Here is a 20473-nt window from a genome sequence, read left to right as displayed (position 1 = left end):
CGATTGCTCCGCAGGTGCCCTTTTGGACGCCCAAAAAGGCGGTTGCGGAGCAGTCGATGGTGGTTGTTGGGTGGGGACTAGTTGGAGGGGAAGTTGTAGGAGGCGCCGGAGGCGTGGGTGGGCTCGGGCCAGCGGGAGGTGACCACCTTGCCGCGGGTGTAGAAGGAGACGCCTTCCGGGCCGTAGATGTGCTTGTCGCCGAACAGCGAGGCCTTCCAGCCGCCGAAGGAGTGGTAGGCCACCGGCACGGGCAGCGGCACGTTGATGCCGATCATGCCCACCGTGACGGAGCGCTGGAACTTCCGGGCCGCGGCGCCGGAGGAGGTGAAGATCGCCGTGCCGTTGCCGTAGGGGTTGGCGTTGATCAGGGCGATGCCGGCGTCGAGGTCCTCCACCCGGACCACCACCAGGACCGGGCCGAAGATTTCTTCGGTGTACGCGGTCATCCCGGCCGTGACGTGGTCCAGGACGGTGGGGCCGACCCAGAAGCCGTCCTCGTGGCCGGGGACCACGAGGTCGCGGCCGTCCACCACCATGGCGGCGCCGGCGGCCTCGGCCTCGGTGACGATCCGGACGATGCGTTCCTTGGACGCCGGGGTGATGACCGGCCCCATTTCGGCGTCGGGCACGGTGCCGTTGTTGACCCTGACGGCCAGGGCGCGCTCCTCGACCTTCTTGACCAGCAGGTCGGCAGCCTCGCCGACGGCGACCGCCACCGAGATGGCCATGCAGCGCTCGCCGGCGGAGCCGAAGGCGGCGGCGGCGAGGTGGTCGGCGGCGTTGTCAAGGTCGGCGTCGGGCAGGATGATCGCGTGGTTTTTCGCGCCGCCCAGGGCCTGGACCCGCTTGCCGTGCGCCGTGGCGGTCTCGTGGATGTACCTGGCGACGGGGGTGGAGCCGACGAAGGAGATGCCGTCCACGTCTGGGTGGGTCAGGAGGCCCTCGACCGTTTCCTTGTCGCCGTGCAGGACCTGGAAGACGCCGTCGGGCAGGCCGGCCTGCTTCCACAGCTTGGCGAGCAGCATCGAGGCGGAGGGATCGCGCTCGGAGGGCTTGAGGATGAAGGCGTTGCCGGTGGCGATCGCCATCGGCGCCATCCACAGCGGCACCATGACCGGGAAGTTGAACGGGGTGATGCCGGCGACGACGCCGAGCGGCTCGCGGAAGGAGAAGACGTCGATCCCGGTGGAGACCTGGTCCGAGTAGTCGCCCTTGAGCAGCTGCGGGATGCCACAGGCGAACTCGATGACTTCCAGGCCGCGGCCGATCTCGCCCTTGGCATCGGAGAGGACCTTGCCATGCTCGGCGGTGATCAGCTCGGCGAGGTCGTCCACGTGCGCCGCGACGAGTTCGCGGAATTTGAACAGCACGGCGGTGCGCTTGGCCAGGGAGATGTCGCCCCAGGAATCGGCCGCGGCGCGGGCGGCGGCGACGGTGGCGTCCAGGTCTTCCCGGTTGGCCAGCCGCAGCTCCGCGGTGACGGCGCCGGTGGCGGGGTTGTAGACGGGCTGGGTGCGGGTGCCGACGCCCGCGGTTTCGGCGCCGTTGATGAAGTGGCTAATGGTGGCGACGGTCGTCGTTGACATGGTGGTGGACTTCCTTGGTCTGTGGCTTGTTCGGGGTGGTGAAGGGGGTCAGCCGAGCAGTTTGCGCTGGCGGCTCTTGTGGTCGGTGTAGGTCTGGAAGGCCTGCTGCGTGGACTCGAGCTCGGAGACCTGCGAGACGGGAACGTCCCACCAGGACTCGGAGCTGGGGGCATCCAGCAGCGGGTCGGATTCGACGTGGATGACGATCGGGCCGCCGTTCTCGGGGGCGGCCTTGGCGTCGCGGATGGCCTGCTCGAGTTCGGCGATGACTTTCTCGCCCGGTTCGATGCGGATCACCTTCACGCCGAGGCTTTCGGCGTTCAGGGCCAGGTCCACCGGGAGCCGGTCGCCGTCGTCGAAGCTGTGGTGCTCCTCGTCCAGGGCCCGGTACTGGGTGCCGAAGCGCTGGGAGCCGAGGGACTCGGAGAGCGAGCCGATCGAGGCGTAGCCGTGGTTCTGGATCAGGACCACGATCAGCTTGATCCGCTCGGCGACGGCGGTGACGAGTTCGGTGTGCATCATCAGGTAGGAGCCGTCCCCCACCATCACGACGACGTCGCGCTGCGCCCCGCCCCTCGCGGCTTCGGCCAGGGCGGCCCGCTTGACGCCGAGGCCACCGGGGATTTCATAGCCCATGCAGGAGTAGGCATATTCGACGTGATAGCCGAACGGATCCCGGACGCGCCACATCTTGTGCAGGTCACCCGGGAGGGAACCGGCGGCGCAGATGACGACGTCCGCCGCGTCCATGGCGCGGTTCGTGGCGCCGATGATCTCGTTCTGCGCCGGCAACGGGGTGAACCGGGTGTCGAACGCCTCATCCACCGTGGCGTCCCAGCGCTTCTTCTCGTTCGCGATCTGCTGTTCGAGGTCCTCGCCGATCCGGTAGCCGCCGAGGGCCTGGTTCAGCTTGAGCAGGGCCTTGCGGGCGTCCGCGACGATCGGCAGCGACGTCCCGTGCTTGTAGGCGTCGATCGGCGCGACGTTGATGTTGATGAACCTCACGTCCGGGTTCTGGAACGCGGTCCGGGACGCGGTGGTGAAGTCCTCGTACCGGGTGCCGATGCCGATGATGAGGTCCGCTTCGGCGGCGATGGCGTTGGCCGCCGTCGTGCCGGTGGAACCGATCGCGCCGAGGGAGAACCTGTGGTCCCAGGGCAGGACGCCGACGCCGGCCTGGGTGTTGCCGACCGGGATGCCGGTCAGCTCGGCGAACTCCGCGAGTGCCTCGTTGGCGTAGGCGTAGAGCACGCCGCCGCCGGCGATGATCAGCGGGCGCTTCGCGGCGCGGATCGCCTCGGCGGCCCGGCGGATGTCCTCGTCGTCGGCGTCGGGGCGGCGGATCCGCCATTCGCGTTCGGCCAGGAATTCCGCGGGCACGTCCAGGGCCTCGGCCTGGACGTCCTGGGGCAGCGAGATGGTGACCGCGCCGGTCTCGGCCGGGTCGGTGAGGACGCGCAGGCCGTGGTGGAACGCGGAGAACAGTTGCTCGGGCCGGGAGACGCGGTCAAAGAACTTGGACAGCGGCCGGAAAGCGTCGTTGACGGTGATGTCGTAGGCTTCCGGGCGTTCCAGCTGCTGCAGCACCGGGTCGGCGGCCCGGGTGGCGAAGGTGTCGGACGGCAGCAGCAGGACCGGCAGCCTGTTCGTGGTTGCCAGCGCAGCACCGGTGAGCAGGTTCGAGGAACCCGGGCCGATCGAGGTGCTGATCGCGAAGGTCTGGCGGCGCCGGGTGTGCCGGGCGAAGCCGACGGCCTGGTGGGACTGGGCCTGTTCGTTGCGGCCCTGGTAGTAGGGCATGATCGTCGGATCGAGCTGCTGGTACTGCTTGAGGGCCTGGCCGACGCCGGCCACATTGCCGTGACCGAAGATGCCGAAGGTGCCAGGAATCAGGCGCTCCCGGAAGTCCTGGCCGCCGATCGAATCGACGGTGTACTGCTTGGACAGGTATTCCACGACGGCCTGGGCGACTGTCATTCTGCGTGTTCCTGAGGCAGTTCTCATTCCCATGGGAAGTTACTCCGATGCTTCTTCGGTGCGGGTGGATTCTGGGCGATGCAACAGGGAGGCGGCCGTTGCGACGGCGCCGGCGACGTCGCCGTCGTGCGGGTAGAGCAGGGTCCGGCCGACGGTGAGGCCTTGGACCCCCGGAAGGGCGAGGGCGGCCTGCCAGCTGGCGAAGACGTCGTCCTGGCTGCCTTCCGGGTCGCCGCCGAGGAGCACGGTGGGCATGGTGGTGGACGCCATGACGCGGTCCATCCCGGCGACCACGGGCAGCTTCATCCAGGTGTAGGCGCTGCTGGCGCCGAGGCCTTCGGCGATGGCGACAGACTTGATGACGGCGTTGGTGGAGAGGTCGTTGCGGACCCTGCCGTTCTCGCGGACGGAGAGGAACGGCTCCACCATGGCGATCAGCTTGCGCTCAGCCAGGGAGTCGATTGCCTTTGCGGTCGCTTCGAGGGTGGCCACGGTGTCCGGGTCGCCGAGGCAGATGCGGGTGAGCATCTTGCCGCCGTCGGCGCCCAAAGCCTGAAGCGCGGCCGCGGTGTGCCCGGTGAAGCGGTCATCGAATTCGTTGACCAGGCCGGAGAGACCGCCGCGGTTCATCGAGCCGAAGAGCAGCTTGCCCTCGAGCGCGCCGAGCAGGAGCAGATCGTCCATGATGTCCGGCGAGGCGAGGACGCCGTCCACGTCCGGGTTGGCCAGGGCAATCCGCAGGCGGTCCAGGAGCTGACGGCGGTCGGCCATGGCCACGGGATCATTGCCGACGGCGAGGGCGCCGCGGGCGGGGTGGTCGGCGGCAACGATGAAGTTCTGCCGATGCGCCCTGACGCCGGGGTGGCGGCGCCGGGCCTTGGCGGCGCGGGCAATCGCCTCCGGGTCTTCGAGCCGGATGATGCTCAGGTGCTCGTAACGGCGGGGATCATCGTCCACCGCAAGGGTGGAGCCGGCTGGGGTTGCGCTCACAGTGTGGCTCCTTCGGAGGCGTAGGTACCCGGCACCAGGCGGCCGCGTTCGGCGAGCAGGCCGGTGACTTCTTCCGGCGTCGGCATCGCGTCGGCGCAGGAAAGCCGGGAGGCGACGAGGGCGCCGGCGGCGTTGGCGAAGTCGAGGACCTGCGCGAGCGGCCAGCCGGAAAGCAGGCCGTGGCAGAAGGCCCCGCCGAAAGAGTCGCCGGCGCCGAGGCCGTTGACGGTTTCCACCGGGACCGGGGCGGAGACCACGCGTTCGGTGCGGGTCTTGGCCATGACCCCTTCCGGTCCCAGCTTCACGACGGCGATTTCGACGCCGGCCGCGAGCAGCCGGTCCGCTTGATCGTCGGGAGTGCCCTCGCCGACGGCGACGGCGCATTCCTTGTCATTGCCAATCGCGACGGTGACGTGCGGCAGGATCTTGGCGACCTGTTCCCGGGCTTCTTCCTCGGACGCCCAGAACATCGGCCGGTAGTCCAGGTCCAGGATGGTGAACTGGCCGGGCTTCAGCCCGGTGCGGGGCCGCGCCTCGTGGGCCCTGAGATGGGCGGTGCGGCTGGGTTCCTGGCAGAGGCCGGTGACGGTGGACCAGAAGATTCCCGCGTCCCTGATGGAGTCCAGGTCGAGTTCTTCGGTCTTGATCTGCAGGTCCGGGGCCGTGGGGAAGCGGCCGTAGAAGTAGAGCGGGAAGTCCTCCGGCGGCTTGATGGCGCAGAACGTGACCGCGGTGGGCCATTCCTTGACCGCGGTGACGAAGGAATCGTCCACGCCGAACTTGCGCAGTTCCCGGTGCAGGTATCTGCCGAAGGCGTCGTCGCCGGTGCGGGTAATGACAGCGGCGCGGCGGCCATGGCGGGCGGCGGCCACGGTCACGTTGGACGGTGATCCGCCAAGATATTTTCCGAAGGACGTCACATCCTCCAGATCCACCCCGATGTCGTTCGGGTAGATATCAACGCTGATGCGCCCGATCGTGAGCAGTTCGTGGGTCACGGTGATCGCGGACCTTTCTGGTGTGAACTCGGTACCTTTGCGCAGCCTGAGCTTCGTTGCCTAGGGGCCAGCGTGAGCCGGACCACATCCACTACTTTGCCTTAGAATCCATGTACTGTCAAAGGTTTGTACTGACATATTTACAACATTACACGGAGCGTCTACTGGCCCGCGGCGCGGCGGTCCAGACGGCCGCTCGGACGGCTGCCACGGCGGCCGGCGCGGCCGGGCGACTACTTGGCGGGGACCCCAAGCTCGCCGGTGACGTACTGCGCCCGGCCGAAGCCGAACGACCAGTCCCCCGCAGAGTTCTCGACATACCCAATGAAGACGTCCTCCCCCGCAATCCCCTCGGCGGACAACCGCTCCGCGAGGGCGGCAAACAGGGACTGTTTGGCCAGCTGGCTGCGCCCGGACTGGGTGAAGATCTGGATCATCACCACATCCGGCGTCCGCTCGAAGCCGAGGCCGGCGTCCTGGGCGACGATTTGCCCGATCGGATGCTCCGTGAGGATGTGGAAGTAGTCCCGCTCGGGTATGCCATATTCGGCCACTATCGCGGCATGGATCCCCCGACTGATCCCCTGGAGTTGCTCCGGGGTGCGGCCCTGGTTGATGTCGATTCGCACGAGAGGCACTCGCATCTCCTTCGTAGTTTGTCCTGACATACTAACAAAGGGTGCGGCACCCACGCAAGGATTCCCGCGGCACACAGCAACGCGGGGTCACTTAGCGCCCATCCTCGGGTGCGCAATGGGCGCTAAGTGACCCCGGGTTGGGGTATTGCGCGGGCCGAAGCCCAGGCGTAGCGTTAACAACCTAAAGGTTGATCAACAAGCTGATTGATTACCCACGAGGTCGGGACAGGAGGCGGGCACTTCGTGGAAGCACGCGACGACGAACTGCTCGACATGGCCTTCCTGGCCCTCGCCGATCCCGTCCGCCGCCGCATCATTGCCCGGCTCAGCCGGGGTCCGGCCACCGTGAATGAACTGGCGGAACCTTTCGCGATCACCAAGCAGGCGGTCTCGAAACACATCCAGGTCCTCGAGCAGGCGCAGCTCGTTACGCGCACCCGTGACGCCCAACGCCGGCCCGTCCACCTGAACCCCGCACGGCTGGAGGCGCTCACCGCATGGATCTTCCAGTACCGGCTGGTCCGCGAGGGGCAGTTCCGCAGCCTTGACGCCGTGCTTGAAACCCGAGCCGCGGAAGGCGGCACACAGGGAAAGGATGCATCATGAGCAACGCATTGACACTGACAGTCCCCGAAGGGCTGCCCTTCATCGATTTCTCCCGGGACTTCGACTTTCCTGTCGCCGAGGTCTTCCGGGCACACAAGGACCCCGAGCTCGTAGCCCAATGGCTCGGACCTCGGCGGATGACGATGAGCGTTAGCCACTACGACTTCAGGACCGGCGGAGGTTACCGCTACACCCACACCGGGCCGGACGGCGGCGAGTATGTCTTCAGTGGAGTGTTCCACACCGTCCGCGAGAACGACTTCGCCATCCAGACCTTCGAGTTCGACGGCTACCCCGACGTGGTGAGCATAGAGTTCCTAACCTTCGAGGACCTTGGCGGCGGCCGTTCGCGGCTCACCGGCCATGCGGTCTACCCCAGCATGGAGGCCCGTGACGGCATGGCCCAGTCCGGAATGGAGGGCGGCATGTCCGAAGCCTACGAGCGGCTCGAAGAGCTCCTCTCCGGGGCCAGGGTCTGAGTCCTTAAACAAAGCAACGCGGGGTCACTCCGCGCCCATCCCAGCGAGTGGAATGGGCCGTAAGTGACCCCGCGTTGCTTTTGGTGCTTGGTGCTTGGAACCTAGACGGTGGCGAAGACTTCGCGCAGGAGCTTGGCGGTCTCGGACGGCGTCTTGCCGACCTTGACGCCGGCAGCCTCGAGGGCTTCCTTCTTGGCCTGGGCGGTGCCAGCTGAACCCGAGACGATGGCGCCTGCGTGGCCCATGGTCTTGCCTTCCGGAGCGGTGAAGCCGGCCACGTAGCCCACAACCGGCTTCGTGACGTGTGCCTTGATGTAGTCCGCGGCACGCTCTTCGGCGTCGCCACCGATTTCGCCGATCATAACGATCGCCTTGGTCTCCGGATCGGCTTCGAACGCCTCGAGTGCGTCAATGTGCGTGGTGCCGATGACGGGGTCGCCGCCGATGCCGATGGCGGTGGAGAAGCCGAGGTCGCGCAGCTCGTACATCATCTGGTAGGTCAGGGTGCCCGACTTGGAGACGAGTCCGATGGGGCCCTTGCCGGTGATGTTGGCCGGGGTGATGCCGACGAGGGCCTCACCCGGGGTGATGATGCCGGGGCAGTTCGGTCCGATGATGCGGGTGACCTGCTTGCCGTTGGCGTCCACCTTGGACTGGGCCAGTGCCCAGAACTCGGCGGAGTCCTGGACCGGCACGCCTTCGGTGATGACGACGACCAGGCCGATGCCGGCCTCGATGGCCTCGACGACGGCGTCCTTGGTGAAGGCCGGCGGGACGAAGACGATGGAGACGTCGGCGCCGGTCTCGGCCATGGCTTCCTTGACGGTGCCGAAGACGGTGATTTCGTTATCGCCGTGCAGGACCGTGGTGCCGGCCTTGCGGGCGTTGACGCCGCCCACAATGTTGGTGCCGGCCTTCAGCATCAGGGCGGTGTGCTTGGTGCCTTCGCCGCCGGTGATGCCCTGGACGATGACCTTGGAGTCCTTGTTCAGATAAATAGACATAGTCGAGTCCCTCTACTTCGCTGCGTTGGCGAGCTCGGCGGCCTTGTCGGCGCCCTCGTCCATGGTGGCGGCCAGGGTAACCAGCGGGTGGTTGGCCTCGGCCAGGATGCGGCGGCCTTCCTCAACGTTGTTGCCGTCGAGGCGGACGACCAGCGGCTTGTTGGCGGAGTGGCCGAGCTCGGCCAGTGCGCCCACGATGCCCTTGGCGACGGCGTCGCAGGCGGTGATGCCGCCGAAGACGTTGACGAAGACGGACTTGACCTGCGGGTCGCCCAGGATGACGTCGAGGCCGGCTGCCATGACCTCGGCGGACGCTCCACCGCCGATGTCCAGGAAGTTGGCGGGCTTGACGTTGCCGTGGTTCTCGCCGGCGTAAGCAACGACGTCGAGCGTGGACATGACCAGGCCAGCGCCGTTACCGATGATGCCGACTTCGCCGTCGAGCTTGACGTAGTTGAGGTCCTGCGCCTTGGCCTTGGCCTCGAGCGGATCCGCAGCGTCCTTGTCTTCAAGGGTGGCGTGCTTCGGGTGACGGAAATCGGCGTTCTCGTCGAGGGAAACCTTGCCATCGAGCGCGACGATGTCACCAGCGCCGGTCAGGACGAGCGGGTTGACCTCCACGAGGGTGGCGTCTTCCTTCTTGAAAACGTCCCAGAGCTTCAGGATTACGCCGGCGACCTTGCCGCGCAGTTCCTCGGCGAAGCCCGCAGCGGCGACAATTTCGTCTGCCTTGGCCTGGTCGATGCCGACGGCCGGGTCGATCGCGATCTTGGCCAGGGCCTCGGGGCGCTCAACGGCGAGCTGCTCGATTTCCATGCCGCCTTCAACCGAGCACATGGCCAGGTAGTTGCGGTTGGCCCGATCCAAAAGAACGGAGAAGTAGTATTCCTCGGCGATGTCTGCGCCCTGGGCGATCATCACGCGGTGGACCGTGTGGCCCTTGATGTCCATGCCGAGGATGTTGGTGGAGTGTTCAAATGCCTCGTCAGCGGTCTTGGCGACCTTGACGCCGCCGGCCTTGCCGCGGCCTCCGGCCTTAACCTGTGCCTTGACGACAGTTACGCCGCCGATTTTCTCGGCAGCTGCCTTTGCTTCTTCAGGGGTGTGCGCCACGATGCCAGCAAGCACGGGTACACCGTGCGCCTCGAACATATCGCGCGCCTGGTATTCAAACAGGTCCACGGTTTAGTGTCCTTCTACGTCGAAGTAGTTTCTGTACAGCCGGACCCCACGTATTCGCGGTTACCGGGCTGCGGAATAAACGCACCCTGCGACAAGCTTGGAAACGAGCCACACGGCGCAATGCTCCTCTGGGAACTCTAGTCCTTCGATCGGACCAGCCCGTCCCAGAGTACCCGTTATGTGAGTAAGGACACTATTCTATGAGACGTAGAAAAACCGCTAGATTACGCGGTTTTTCGGGTGTACGACGGCGTGCGGACAGGCGGCGCGGGGGCGTCGGATCCGCGTCCGTAATGTAGGCGGGCACGCCGTCGCAGGCCCACGCCGGGGCGTGGGCAGGAGAGCTGCTAGGCGTCCAGCTTGGTCAGCGGCGCGTAGCGCAGCAGCAGCCGCTTCTCGCCGACGTCGAACTTCACCTTGGCGACCGTCTTGTCCCCCGAGCCCTCCACCGCCAGGACCGTGCCGTTGCCGAAGCTGGTGTGGTTGACCTTGTCCCCCACGCTGACGGCGACGACTTCCTTCTGCGGCTGCACCCTGCTCTTGGCTACGGCAGCGGGAACATCGGCGTTGAAGCCCGCAGACGGCCCGGTACCGGCGCCGCGGGCGGTTCCGGCACCCCAGAATGAGCCGCCGTAACGGCTTGAGCCGATCCCGGCGCCGGTCCCCCAGCCGCCGGTCTGGCGGCTGGCGCCTTCCCGCTTCCACTCGACCAGCTCGGCCGGGATCTCCTCGATGAACTGGCTGGCGGGGTTGTACTGGCTCTGGCCCCACATGCTCCGGACCTCGGACCTGGTCAGATAGAGACGCTTGCGGGCACGGGTCAGCCCCACATAGGCCAAACGCCGTTCCTCGGCCAGTTCCTTGGGATCGGTGGCGGAGCGCTGGTGCGGGAACAGCCCGTGCTCCATGCCGGTGAGGAACACCACCGGGAATTCCAGCCCCTTCGCCGTGTGCAGGGTCATCAGGGTCACGACGCCGAGGCGCTTGGCTTCGGCGACGGCGGCATCGATATCTGCCCCGGGCGCGTCCGGAATCTGGTCGGCGTCGGCGACTAGGGAGACCTGTTCCAGGAAGGCTCCCAGGGAGCCTTCGGGGTTGTCGCGTTCATATTCCCGGACGACGGCGACCAGCTCCGCGAGGTTCTCCACCCGCGATTCGTCCTGGGGGTCCGTGCTGGAGCGCAGCGCCGCGAGGTACCCGGTCTGTTCCAGCACGGCTTCCAAGGCGGCGGCCGCGCCGGAGCCGGAGGCCACCTCGGCGAGGTCGTCGAGGAGTTTCACGAAGCCCAGCACGGCGTTGACCGAGCGGGTCGCCATGCCCCGGGCCTCGTCGGCGCGCCTCGCGGCGGCCATGAAGGAGGTGCGCTCCCGCTCGGCAAGGGCGGCGACGGCGCCCTCGGCGCGGTCGCCAATGCCGCGCTTCGGTTCGTTCAGGATCCTGCGGAGGTTGACGTCGTCGTCCGGGTTGACCAGGACCCGCAGGTAGGCGAGGGCGTCCTTGATCTCTTTGCGCTCGTAGAAGCGCGTGCCGCCGACCACCTTGTAGGGCAGGCCCACGCGCACCAGGACGTCTTCGATGGAACGGGACTGGGCGTTGGTGCGGTAGAAAATGGCGACGTCGCCGGGGCGCAGGTTGCCCTCGTCCTGCAGCCGGTCGATTTCCTTGGCGATGAACTGGGCCTCGTCGTGCTCGTTCTCGCCGACGTAGCCGACGATCTTTTCGCCGTCGCCCTCGGCCGTCCAGAGCCGTTTCTCCGGCCGGTTGGGGTTGCGGGAGATGACCGAGTTGGCGGCGCTGAGGATGGTCTGGGTGGAGCGGTAGTTCTGCTCCAGCTTGATGGTGCGGGCGTCCGGATAGTCCTTCTCGAACTCCACGATGTTGCGGATGTCCGCGCCGCGGAAGGCGTAGATGGACTGGTCGGAATCGCCGACGACGGTGAGCTCGGCGGCGCCGGGGCCCTCGCCGACGATCTCGCGCACGAGGGCGTACTGGGCGTGGTTGGTGTCCTGGTATTCGTCCACGAGGACGTGCCGGAAGCGGCGTCGGTAGGAGTCGGCGAGCGCCGGGAAGGCCCGGAACATGTACACCGTCTCGGCGATCAGGTCATCGAAATCCATGGCGTTGGCCTGGCGCAGCCGCTGGCTGTAGCCCTTGAAGACCTCGGCGACGGCCTGTTCGAAGGGGTCGTTGTAGTTGGCGCTGGAGGAGTAGCTGTCGGCGTCGATCAGCTCGTTCTTCAGCGCGGAGATCTTGTGCTGGATGGCCTTGGGCGCGAACCGCTTGGGATCGAGGTCCAGGTTCTTGGCCACGAGCGTGATCAGCCGCAGCGAGTCCGCGGAGTCGTAGATCGAGAAGTTGGAGTTGAGCCCGACGTTCTTGGCCTCTCGGCGCAGGATCCGGACGCAGGAGGAGTGGAAGGTGGAGATCCACATGGTCTTGGCCCGGCCGCCGACCAGGGCCTCAATGCGTTCCCGCATCTCGGCCGCCGCCTTGTTGGTGAACGTAATGGCCAGGATTTCCCCGTGGTGCGCCCGTCCCGTGGCGATGAGGTAGGCGATCCGGTTGCTGAGCACCCGGGTCTTGCCCGAGCCTGCACCGGCGACGATCAGCAGCGCGCTGCCGGCGTGCTTGACGGCTTCCTCCTGCTGCGGGTTCAGCCCCTCAAGGAGTTCGCTGGCGTTCGGAAGCCGGGGACGGTCCCACCCGCCGCCGTCCGGAGCGTTGCCGGGTCCGGGTCCGTGGCCGTGGGCGCTGGCGCTGCCTTCCGCGGCGGATCCGATGCCCTGCGGGGCCGATCCCGCGCCTAAATCGCGGCCCGCCAGACCGGTCCCGGCCCGCGATTTAGCGCCTGCCGCCGCCGTGGAGGCAGCTTGGAAGGGTCCGTCGGCGTAAGGGTCAAACAACATATCCATGGTGTATCTAAGTCTAGGCGGTGGCACTGACGGCCGCGTCCGCTCCCCCGGGACATGCCCTCCGCCGCCCTCGGCCAGTGGACATAGTCCTCATATGCCCACTCCTGAGCGCGAACAATGAGCATGTCCTCTGGGCCCCGTTATGAAAAGTGAGCATGTCCCCTGGGCCCCGCGCTAAAGAGTGAGCATGTCCCCTGGGCCCCGTTATGAAAAATGAGCATGTCCCCTGGGCCCCGCGCTAAAGAGTGAGCATGTCCCCTGGGCCCCGCGCTAAAGAGTGAGCGTGTCCCGCGGCGGCGTTCTGCGTCCCGGAAGGCTAGCCGACGGCTCCGGAGCTGAGCGCGGCACGCAACTGCCGAACCGCCGTCGTTCCTCCCGCAATGAACCACTCGAGTCCGTTGACGCGCACGACGTCGGTCGCGCCGCCGGCCGCCTCGACGATTGCCTGGCCGGGCAGCCAGTCCCATTCAGGGCAACTGTGCTGGAACCAGCAGCCGAGCTCGCCGTCGGCCACCCGGCCGAGGTCGCAGGAGCCGGACCCGAACATGCGCAGCGCGGCCGCCGACGTCGCTGCCGCGTGCCAGGGCATGGCACACATCGGATCGGCCAGCCACGTCGGGTGGATGTAGGTTGCGGCGCCGAGTTCGGAAACCGGAATGTCCGACCGTCCCTTGCCGCCGGATGTGCCGGGGAGAAAGGTGAGCAGCTTCTCGCCGTTGAGCGTGGACGGCCGGGAGGTCCCGCCGAGCCAGAGCTTGTCCTCATCCGGCTGGAAAATGGCCCCGAGCCTCGCCCCGGTTGAATCCTTCAGGGCAATGGCCGAGCACCAGTAGGAGGACCCATGCAGGAAGTTGTAAGTCCCGTCCACAGGGTCGATGACCCAGGTCCGGCCGCTGCTGCCCGCCACGGAGGCACCCTCTTCGCCCAGGATGGCGTCGTCGGGCCGGCAGCGCCGGAGCTGCTCCAGCACGTAAGACTCGGCGGCGTGATCGGCGGCCGTGACCACGTCCGAAACCGAGGTCTTCTGCCTGCCCTCAAGCCCTGCCTGCCGCATCAGCAGCGCCAGGGTGCCGGCCTCGCGGACCAGGGCCTCGGCCAGTTGGTAGTCATCCAGCGAAGGGTCCAGATCTGCAGTGCTGTGCCGGCCAAGCCGGTGTTTTCCAAGTTCAGTCACGCATTCCAGCCTATCGGCGCCGGTCCGCACTGGATAGCCGGCGCGGGCGGCCGTGCCGGACGGGCGATAATGGAGCAATGGCCAAGACACCCGCACAGCGGATCAAGAAGCACGGCGCCAATGCGGCGGTCCCCCAGCACCATCTGCCCCCGGTGATCAATCCGACGGCCAGCCGGACCCCGCCGAAGGCCCAGAGCAACAGCAGCCTGATTGTGATCGCCGGGGTCGTGGCCAGCGTCTTCCTGTTCTGGTACCTGCATCTCCTGACCCTCAACCAGCTCACGCAGCTGTCGGGTGGTCAGGCGATGCCGGACTCGCTGATCGGCGGCTTCGACCAGGGGTTCGTGGCGCACCTGCGCGCGGCCATGGACGCCGACGCCCTGGGCCAGCTGAGCTACGTCCACAAGACGGCCGGCACGCTCTTCCCGCTGATCTTTGGCTTCACGTGGCTGCTCCTGATCGGCATCAATGTGGCCCGCAAACCCCTGCGCTGGGCCCTCTGGGCGCTCCCGCTGCTCTTTGCCGCGGTCCGGCTGTGGGGCAACACGGCGATCGACGCCATGCTGTCCGCCCAAAACCTCGACGCCGGTCAGGTCGCCCTGGCGTCCGGGCTCACCGTCGCCGGCTGGGCACTTCTGGCGCTGTGCCTCCTGGCCGGCGGCGCGGCGGTGTTCCTCGGTCGCAAGACCGTGGCTGTTTCTCCTACCGCGGGACACGCTCAGTCCTGAGCCCGCGCCAGTGGGCTGCTCACTCGCACTCGGGTCTCGAAGCGGGGCATGTCCATCCTTGGGCGTGAGCACTGAACTAAATGGGCCTATGTCCATTCCCCGAGCCTCGAACTGGGCACGTTCGCCCGGCGCAGGGTGCGCCGTCAGCGGGACATGTCCAGCCGTGGACGTAGTTCTTGGACATCTTGGCGTTATGCCCAGTCGCCGCAAGCGGCGGAGGGCATGTCCAAGTCAGCGATGAATCAGGATAGTTCCGTGAGGAATTCGCGGGCCTGCTCCGCGCGTTGCGGGGCTCCCGCCTTCTCAAAGTGGTCGGCGGCTTCCAGCAAGTGGGTCCTTGCTTCGGCACCGTTTCCCAAAGCGGCGTGCGACCGGCCCAGCAACAGATTGGCCTCGCCCAGTATTTGTGGCGAAGTCTTTTCAGGGACCGGGAAGATGTCACCAAGCGTATCGACTGCCGTCTTCTGATCCCCCGCCAGAAAGTTCCAGTGGCCGCGGTTCAGTTTGAGCAATATGTGATCTTCGTCGGTGCCCCCAATGACGTCGGTGGCGAGTTCCGCGCGTTCAATACAGCGCAGCGTATCCGCGTCCGCAACATCGGCCGCGAGCCGCATAGCCGCGGAGGCCTTGTTGAATTTGGCCCAAACAGTGAGGTTTCGAGCCGGCGAAAAGGTGGCAGCGGCGAGCTCGTGATAGTGCAGTCCCTCAGCGACTTTGCTGCAAAGGAACGCGACGTTTCCGATGACCCAGTACGCTTTTCCCACGATTTGGTCATCGACTTCGCCCGAAATAATGTCGGCCATGATGAGGCTTTCCGCCCACGCTTCCTCAAGCCTTCCGCTATCGGCGAGCGCCGCAATGAGGGCCTGTCTGGCCTTGACGGCAATTTCGACGTCGTCCTCGTCATTCATAAGGTCCGCTGCGATTCTTGCCTCGTCGGCTGCCTCTTCGAGCAGACCCATGCCCCGACGGGTTAGGGCCAGGAGGATGTGTACTTGAGCCTGGAGCTGTCGGTTTCCGTCCCAGGGTTCAGCAATCAAGGTGCCGGCAAGTTCAGCGCAAGCCTCAATTTCTCCGGCGGCAATGAGGCTCTCGGCACGGAAAAGCGTCATGTGCCACCACGACGACGAATCACCTTCGGCAAGGGCAATATCCGCGGCCATCTGCGCGGCGTTCGCGGCCTCGCGGAAGTCGTGACTGGATCGGAGCTCGCGCGCCTGCAGCTCTGCAGCGGCGTACGAAGGTGAAACGGAACTTTGTTGCATGCCTCAATTATCCGTTGCCGAAGGAGCGGAAACGAACAAACCGCGCAAGCAAGACCTGCGCAATATTGCCTCAGGACTCACGCAGCTTCGCGCGAATAACACGAATCTATACATTGCGGAACGAATTGTTATACAACGGCGTGTCGCATGCCTCTATACTGATCTTGTATCACACGAGTCACATCAGCCTCTTACGTATCAGGAGTCCTAATGAAGAAGACCCTTGCAACACTCCTCGTCGCCGGTGCGCTGGCAACTGCGGGCATGTCCGCGTCCGCAGCGATTTCTGCTGCTGCTGACAACTCCGGACAGAGCTCAGTCGCCGCTATCGGCTGGTGGCCGGACTCCACAAAGAAGTAACGGAGACTGCATTGACAGGCGGCGGGTGTCGGAAGTGATTCCGACACCCGCCGTCGCTGTTTAACGTTCGCTCACGCAACAACCCTCAGTCCAGACCTACGCGAGCCTCTTACTGGGGTTAATCATCGCCACAACCTCGGCCGCCGGCGCGGGCCGGCCGAAGTAGTAACCCTGGCCGCTGCCGCAGCCCATCTCGCGGAGCATGTCCGCCTGTTCTTGTGTCTCGATCCCCTCGGCCAGCGCCTTGAGTCCGCAGGCGTGGATGAGATGCAGCACCGCGGACACGAAGTCCCGCTGCTGCTCGTCATCGCCCAGGCCGCTGATCAGGCTCCGGTCGATCTTGACCACATTCACGGGCAGCTTCCGCAGGTAGCTGATGGAGGAGTAGCCGGTCCCGAAGTCATCGATCTCAAGCTGCACGCCGAGCCGCCGGAGACCGTTGAGCGAATACTGGTCCACGTCCCCGCCGTTGACGGCCATGGACTCCGTCAGCTCCACGATCAGGTTCGACGCATCCACCCCCGTCTCCCGGAGGATGTCGCGCACATGCTCGATCAGCTCAAGGTTTTGCAGCTCGGTGGTGGAGATGTTGACGCGGACGTTGAAGGTGCTGTCCACCTGTTCGTCTTGCTGCCATTGGCGCAGTTGACGCACGGCATTGCGCAGCACCCAGTGGCCCAGGTCCACGATCATCCCGGTTTCCTCGGCCAAGGGAATGAACTGGTCCGGCATGAGCAGGCCGCGCTCCGGGTGGTTCCAGCGGACCAGCGCCTCCACGCCCTCGATCCTGCCCGTGGCGAGGTCCACCACCGGCTGGTAGTGAAGCGTCAGCTGGTCCTGCAGGATCGCTTCGCGCATTTCCGTGATCATGACGCTCTGCAGCCGGCGTGCGTACAGCAGGGCCGGCTCGAAGACCTTGATGCTGCCGTGCGGCTGGGCCTTGGCCGCGTACATCGCGGTATCGGCCTCCATCACCAGGTCATCAACGGACTGGCCGGGTTCGGCGATGCGCAGGCCGATGCTGGTGCCGCACGTGATTCTCAGGTCGCCGACGTCGAGACTCTCGTTGAGCGCCTTGAGGATCCTGTTCGCGACCCGGCGCGCCCGGACCAGATTGGACTTCGGCAGCATGACGGCGAATTCGTCGCCGCCGAGGCGCGCCACGGTGTCGGTCTCCCGGACGGCGTCCTGGAGGCGGCGCGCGATCACCCGCAGGACGTCGTCGCCGGCGCTGTGTCCCAGGGTGTCGTTGATGCCCTTGAACGAATCCAGATCAAGGATCAGCAGTGCCGGCGGCATCTCGCCGCGCGAGGATTCGGCCAGGGCGTGGCTCAGGACCGAGTTGAGTGCCGTCCGGTTGGCAAGTTGGGTCAGCGGGTCGGTCAGCGCCATGCGTTCGAGTTCCACCTGCGCCTCGCGCAGCATGGCCGTTCGGCTTTCGACCCGCTCTTCGAGCTCCTGGTAGATGGTCTGCAGGTCATCAGCCATCAGGTTGATGCCGGCAATGACGGCGGCGACGTCGTCACGGGCCCCCGAAGGCGGGATCCTGGTGCTCAGATCGCCTCCGGCGATCCGGACAATGCCTTCGACGAGGGCGTGCAGCCGGGGGTCCGGAGTGTCACTCTTCACGGGCGTACTGCCTTAGCCATTCAACGGCCGCGGGTTCAGAGGGGAAGAACTGCGCCGGAATCGTTTCGCTTCTGGACCGCAAGAGATAGTGGGCGATGACCCGATCCACCGGCCCATCGCCTACCAGGGCGAACGCCGTCGCCGCTATGGATCCGGTGTAGACCTGCCGTGCCTCAACGCTGACACCGACGACGCCGGTGATCACCAGGAGCACCGGCATCCGCCGGCCCGCGGCGAGGGCTCGGACGGCGTCGCCCGCAACGCGCGCCTCCGGACCCTCGATTTCCTGGTTGGGGGGCAGCACAACTTCGATGATTCCGCCGTCGATCATCCGCACCCCGATGGCGCGGTCCGCGGCCGGGGCCGTGTCCTGGGCCGCATCGAGGTCTGCGGTGGGCCCGGCCGGCATGGCGGCCGGAATGGCGGTCGCGATCGTTGCCGCGACACCTTGGAGGGCACCGGCTGCCTCGTCCGGGAGCCGCTCGTCAGGCCCGGCCAGGGCCTCGACCGTCATCGGACCGCAATTCGACGGCGGCGGTCCGTGGAACCCCGCAGGTCACGGTTCAGCCGGCGGTCGCCGTGATACAGAATCGTCTCCCAGTCGACTTCCTCGGCTGTCTTCGCAATCACGGGGCTCTCCTTCACGCGCTTGGGCCGGGGACTGACATACAGCCAGTTAACCACTCCCAGGAAGATATCCACGGCAGAGTTGAAAACTCCGATGTAGGCGCGAATGGCGCCGGCGGCCAGAACGGCGTTCAGGGATGCGAACGCCACGTTGCCCCAGTTCCCCACTTGCGCGTCCCGCCACACCGTCAGCAGCGAAAACGCCACAATCGCGTACGGCGTCAGGACGTAAATGGCCGGGGCCGCGGTGCGGTCCTTGACTTTGGGGGTGCGGGCGAAGGGAATCTTGTCGCCGGTGACGGCCTGCTGCAGCGATTTCAGCACGCCCGCCAGGTTGACCGGCAGCAGCACCAGGTTGAAGCCGTAGATCCGGAAAATGTCGCTGAAGCGGTGGCCGCAGTCACGCAAGTCGCTGCCCATGGCCAGAAAATACGGCAGGGCCGCGATGAACACGATCGGGCTGAGCAGCCTGCTGTCGTAGGGATACGCCAGCAGGAAGACGAGGCCGAAGCTGGCCCAGGCGATGGAGGCCATGTAGTTCACCCGCAGCAGGACCTCACGGAACAAGATCGCGCGCCGCTCGGACCGGTGCTGGCGGAGCTGGACCCACAGCTTAGGCAGGATCAGCAGGCCGCCGTTGGCCCAGCGCCGGCGCTGGACCACGAGGGAGCCGAAGTCCGGGGGCGTGGCGCTGTAGCTGAGCCGCTCCGGATAGTTCACCAGAGTCCAGCCGTGCTGGCCAAGGTCGATGCTGGATTCGGTGTCCTCGATGACGGTCCGGTCCTGGATGTAGGTCCGGATCTCGAAGCCGCCCGTGGTCTCCACCTCGACGATGTCCTCGAGGGCGCGTTTGCGGATGACGGCGTTGGCGCCCACCCAGAAGGTCGCCCCGTAGTAGCTCATGCCCTGATGGAGGATGTGCTGGAGGTCGGTAGTGGCTCCGGCCACCCGCTCGATGCGGGTGGGGGCGCCACGGAAGGAAGAATACGGCGTCTGCGTGACCGCGACCTGCTCGCTGCCGGCCGATTCCAGGAAGTACACCAGCCGGAGGCAGTAATCCCGCAGGAGCAGCGAGTCGGCGTCGAGCGTCAGCAGGTACGTGGTGTCACGGACCTCCATGGTCTCGCCCTGCCCGCCGAGGCCGACGTCGGTGGTCACCTTGCGAAGGACCACGCCGTCGGCGGTGGTTTCTTTGTTCCAGGTGTGCCCCATCAGCGAGATGTAGGCGTTGAGGTTCATGGCCTTGTTCGCCTCGTGGGAAAGGCTCGCGTACTTCTTGCGTTCAAACGTCTCGGTGGAGACGTTGAAGATCCAGGTCAGCCGGAGGTACAGCTCCTCGATCCGGGACCGCGGCGGCGAGGCCAGCTGCACCGAAGCGGCGGTCAGCCCCAGCAGCACCAGGCGAAGCTCCCGGGCCAGGCCCATGAGGACGAGGTCGACGAAGAACTCGTCGACGTGGTCCTCCACCTTTTCGGCGGCGGCCATCGTTTCAAGCCATCCGGCGGCGGCCTCGTATTCGGCGATCAGCAGGTCCAGTTCGGCCGCCTCGCCCCCCACGCAAACCTTGCCCCGGCGTCGGAAATCGGCCAGGGCCGCATTGAAACGGGAGGCCGGGACGCTGAGTTCCGCGGCGATCTCAGCGGTCAGGGCGCGGGTCTTGTCCAGCCGGGCCCGGTCCGCCGGGTCCGAGGGGTGCGGCGGGTCATCAAGGAGCAGCACGACTTTGAGGTCAGGGAATTCCTGCAGGGCCGCGGACCACAGCGTGGCGCGCACCACCTGGGGTTCCTCGGCGTAGGAGGGGACCAGGACGGTGATGCCCTCGGAGTACTCGGCGAAGTGGCGGTCCAGCTCGCCGCGCGGCACCCGGGAGTGGTCACGGAAACGGTAGAGGGCCCCTTGCCGGGCAAGGAGATACATGAGGGCGGAAAATGTCAGAAATGTTACGACGACAAGATAGGAAATCGTCTCAAACTGAAACCTGAAGCCCGCATTCGGGTTGTCCGCGAGCTCTTTCAGGATGGTGGAAATAACGTACGTCACCCACGCCGCCAGCGTGGTGAGAATTCCCAGCCGGCCAAGGATGATTTTGCGCTTTGAGGGTCTCGGATGAACAATTGACAGCGGCTCGGAACGCCTCTCGGACCCCCATTGACGGCGCCGGACCGCACCCTTTTCTTCGGTAGTCACGCTTTCCGCTTCTACGCGCGGCAAGACAAGCTGATCTGGCATTAGTCCCCATAAGACTGCAAAGTCGGCATATTGGCGCGCGCCTCAATCAAAACCCGCACGCCGCACCGGATGTTCCGGTGAGTGCCCTT

At 66.1% G+C, this 20473-nt stretch carries 17 protein-coding genes; 4 read left to right on the top strand and 13 right to left on the bottom strand.

What is annotated here, in order from left to right; genetic code table 11:
* Positions 1-77: 77 nt before the first annotated feature.
* The 5 genes from AB4Y72_RS08070 to AB4Y72_RS08050 all read right to left on the bottom strand — a co-directional run bounded on the left by AB4Y72_RS08070 (position 78) and on the right by AB4Y72_RS08050 (position 6189).
* Positions 78-1586 (bottom strand): CoA-acylating methylmalonate-semialdehyde dehydrogenase, encoded by a 1509-nt coding sequence (locus AB4Y72_RS08070; protein ID WP_441425638.1) that lies wholly within the window; start codon positions 1584-1586, stop codon positions 78-80.
* A 48-nt stretch (positions 1587-1634) separates the two neighbouring features.
* Positions 1635-3563, bottom strand: a complete 1929-nt coding sequence (gene iolD / locus AB4Y72_RS08065; RefSeq protein WP_441425637.1) for a 3D-(3,5/4)-trihydroxycyclohexane-1,2-dione acylhydrolase (decyclizing) — start codon at positions 3561-3563, stop codon at positions 1635-1637.
* A 39-nt stretch (positions 3564-3602) separates the two neighbouring features.
* Positions 3603-4553, bottom strand: a complete 951-nt coding sequence (locus AB4Y72_RS08060; protein ID WP_441425636.1) for a Cgl0159 family (beta/alpha)8-fold protein — start codon at positions 4551-4553, stop codon at positions 3603-3605.
* Entirely contained in the window at positions 4550-5551 is a 1002-nt protein-coding gene (iolC, locus tag AB4Y72_RS08055; RefSeq protein ID WP_441425635.1) for a 5-dehydro-2-deoxygluconokinase, read from the bottom strand. Before iolC ends, AB4Y72_RS08060 begins: the two co-directional genes overlap by 4 nt.
* A 233-nt stretch (positions 5552-5784) precedes the next feature.
* Complete coding sequence (locus tag AB4Y72_RS08050; protein WP_441425634.1) at positions 5785-6189, bottom strand: tautomerase family protein; 405 nt, start codon at positions 6187-6189, stop codon at positions 5785-5787.
* A gap of 273 nt (positions 6190-6462) precedes the next feature.
* Between AB4Y72_RS08050 and AB4Y72_RS08045 the strand changes: the two genes are divergently transcribed.
* Positions 6463-6795 carry an ArsR/SmtB family transcription factor gene (locus tag AB4Y72_RS08045; protein WP_441425779.1) on the top strand — a complete coding sequence of 111 codons (333 nt, stop codon included), beginning with the start codon at positions 6463-6465 and terminating at the stop codon, positions 6793-6795.
* Complete coding sequence (locus AB4Y72_RS08040) at positions 6792-7274, top strand: SRPBCC family protein (protein ID WP_441425633.1); 483 nt, start codon at positions 6792-6794, stop codon at positions 7272-7274. The genes AB4Y72_RS08045 and AB4Y72_RS08040 overlap by 4 nt, the downstream gene beginning before the upstream one ends.
* Before the next feature lie 101 nt (positions 7275-7375).
* On the opposite strand, the gene sucD is transcribed toward AB4Y72_RS08040, so the two are convergent.
* The 4 genes from sucD to AB4Y72_RS08020 all read right to left on the bottom strand — a co-directional run bounded on the left by sucD (position 7376) and on the right by AB4Y72_RS08020 (position 13546).
* Positions 7376-8278, bottom strand: coding sequence for a succinate--CoA ligase subunit alpha (gene sucD / locus AB4Y72_RS08035; protein WP_441425632.1), 903 nt, complete (start codon positions 8276-8278; stop codon positions 7376-7378).
* 12 nt (positions 8279-8290) lie between these two features.
* Positions 8291-9460, bottom strand: a complete 1170-nt coding sequence (gene sucC, locus AB4Y72_RS08030) for an ADP-forming succinate--CoA ligase subunit beta (RefSeq protein ID WP_441425631.1) — start codon at positions 9458-9460, stop codon at positions 8291-8293.
* 347 nt (positions 9461-9807) lie between these two features.
* Positions 9808-12372 (bottom strand): DNA helicase PcrA, encoded by a 2565-nt coding sequence (gene pcrA / locus AB4Y72_RS08025; protein WP_441425630.1) that lies wholly within the window; start codon positions 12370-12372, stop codon positions 9808-9810.
* A gap of 316 nt (positions 12373-12688) precedes the next feature.
* Positions 12689-13546, bottom strand: coding sequence for an inositol monophosphatase family protein (locus AB4Y72_RS08020; RefSeq protein ID WP_441425629.1), 858 nt, complete (start codon positions 13544-13546; stop codon positions 12689-12691).
* 77 nt (positions 13547-13623) lie between these two features.
* Between AB4Y72_RS08020 and AB4Y72_RS08015 the strand changes: the two genes are divergently transcribed.
* Positions 13624-14274: a hypothetical protein gene (locus tag AB4Y72_RS08015; protein WP_441425628.1), complete on the top strand. Its 651-nt coding sequence runs from the start codon at positions 13624-13626 to the stop codon at positions 14272-14274.
* Positions 14275-14516: 242 nt separating this feature from the next.
* Here the strand turns inward: AB4Y72_RS08015 and AB4Y72_RS08010 are convergent, their stop codons facing one another.
* The gene (locus tag AB4Y72_RS08010; RefSeq protein ID WP_441425627.1) at positions 14517-15539 is read right to left on the bottom strand and encodes a hypothetical protein; all 1023 of its coding nucleotides are present in this window, start codon (positions 15537-15539) and stop codon (positions 14517-14519) included.
* Between the two features lie 210 nt (positions 15540-15749).
* Between AB4Y72_RS08010 and AB4Y72_RS08005 the strand changes: the two genes are divergently transcribed.
* A complete protein-coding gene (locus tag AB4Y72_RS08005) occupies positions 15750-15899 on the top strand; it encodes a hypothetical protein (RefSeq protein WP_441425626.1) in 150 nt (49 codons plus the stop codon).
* A gap of 96 nt (positions 15900-15995) precedes the next feature.
* Here AB4Y72_RS08005 and AB4Y72_RS08000 read toward each other — a convergent pair whose 3' ends face one another.
* The 3 genes from AB4Y72_RS08000 to AB4Y72_RS07990 are packed head-to-tail and all read right to left on the bottom strand — an operon-like array spanning position 15996 to position 20384.
* Positions 15996-17528 (bottom strand): putative bifunctional diguanylate cyclase/phosphodiesterase, encoded by a 1533-nt coding sequence (locus tag AB4Y72_RS08000; RefSeq protein ID WP_441425625.1) that lies wholly within the window; start codon positions 17526-17528, stop codon positions 15996-15998.
* On the bottom strand, positions 17518-18042 hold the full coding sequence (locus tag AB4Y72_RS07995; RefSeq protein ID WP_441425624.1) for a DUF7793 family protein: 525 nt from the start codon (positions 18040-18042) through the stop codon (positions 17518-17520). Before AB4Y72_RS07995 ends, AB4Y72_RS08000 begins: the two co-directional genes overlap by 11 nt.
* Positions 18039-20384, bottom strand: a complete 2346-nt coding sequence (locus AB4Y72_RS07990; RefSeq protein ID WP_441425623.1) for a glycosyltransferase family 2 protein — start codon at positions 20382-20384, stop codon at positions 18039-18041. Before AB4Y72_RS07990 ends, AB4Y72_RS07995 begins: the two co-directional genes overlap by 4 nt.
* Between the last annotated feature and the right edge of the window lie 89 nt (positions 20385-20473).

This window comes from Arthrobacter sp. YAF34, assembly GCF_052113245.1.
Taxonomy (GTDB): domain Bacteria; phylum Actinomycetota; class Actinomycetes; order Actinomycetales; family Micrococcaceae; genus Arthrobacter.
The sequence above is the reverse complement of the archived record's forward strand: the minus strand, read 5'-3'. Positions and strand labels throughout refer to the sequence as shown.

What these genes read in the sequence shown, in the direction of transcription:
- AB4Y72_RS08040 (WP_441425633.1), top strand. Translation starts at nt 6,792, where the DNA reads ATGAGCAACGCATTGACACTGACAGTCCCCGAAGGGCTGCCCTTCATC.
- pcrA (WP_441425630.1), bottom strand. Translation starts at nt 12,372, where the DNA reads ATGGATATGTTGTTTGACCCTTACGCCGACGGACCCTTCCAAGCTGCC.
- AB4Y72_RS08070 (WP_441425638.1), bottom strand. Translation starts at nt 1,586, where the DNA reads ATGTCAACGACGACCGTCGCCACCATTAGCCACTTCATCAACGGCGCC.
- AB4Y72_RS07995 (WP_441425624.1), bottom strand. Translation starts at nt 18,042, where the DNA reads ATGACGGTCGAGGCCCTGGCCGGGCCTGACGAGCGGCTCCCGGACGAG.
- AB4Y72_RS08045 (WP_441425779.1), top strand. Translation starts at nt 6,463, where the DNA reads ATGGCCTTCCTGGCCCTCGCCGATCCCGTCCGCCGCCGCATCATTGCC.
- iolD (WP_441425637.1), bottom strand. Translation starts at nt 3,563, where the DNA reads ATGACAGTCGCCCAGGCCGTCGTGGAATACCTGTCCAAGCAGTACACC.
- sucD (WP_441425632.1), bottom strand. Translation starts at nt 8,278, where the DNA reads ATGTCTATTTATCTGAACAAGGACTCCAAGGTCATCGTCCAGGGCATC.
- AB4Y72_RS08005 (WP_441425626.1), top strand. Translation starts at nt 15,750, where the DNA reads ATGAAGAAGACCCTTGCAACACTCCTCGTCGCCGGTGCGCTGGCAACT.
- AB4Y72_RS07990 (WP_441425623.1), bottom strand. Translation starts at nt 20,384, where the DNA reads ATGCCAGATCAGCTTGTCTTGCCGCGCGTAGAAGCGGAAAGCGTGACT.
- AB4Y72_RS08010 (WP_441425627.1), bottom strand. Translation starts at nt 15,539, where the DNA reads ATGCAACAAAGTTCCGTTTCACCTTCGTACGCCGCTGCAGAGCTGCAG.
- AB4Y72_RS08015 (WP_441425628.1), top strand. Translation starts at nt 13,624, where the DNA reads ATGGCCAAGACACCCGCACAGCGGATCAAGAAGCACGGCGCCAATGCG.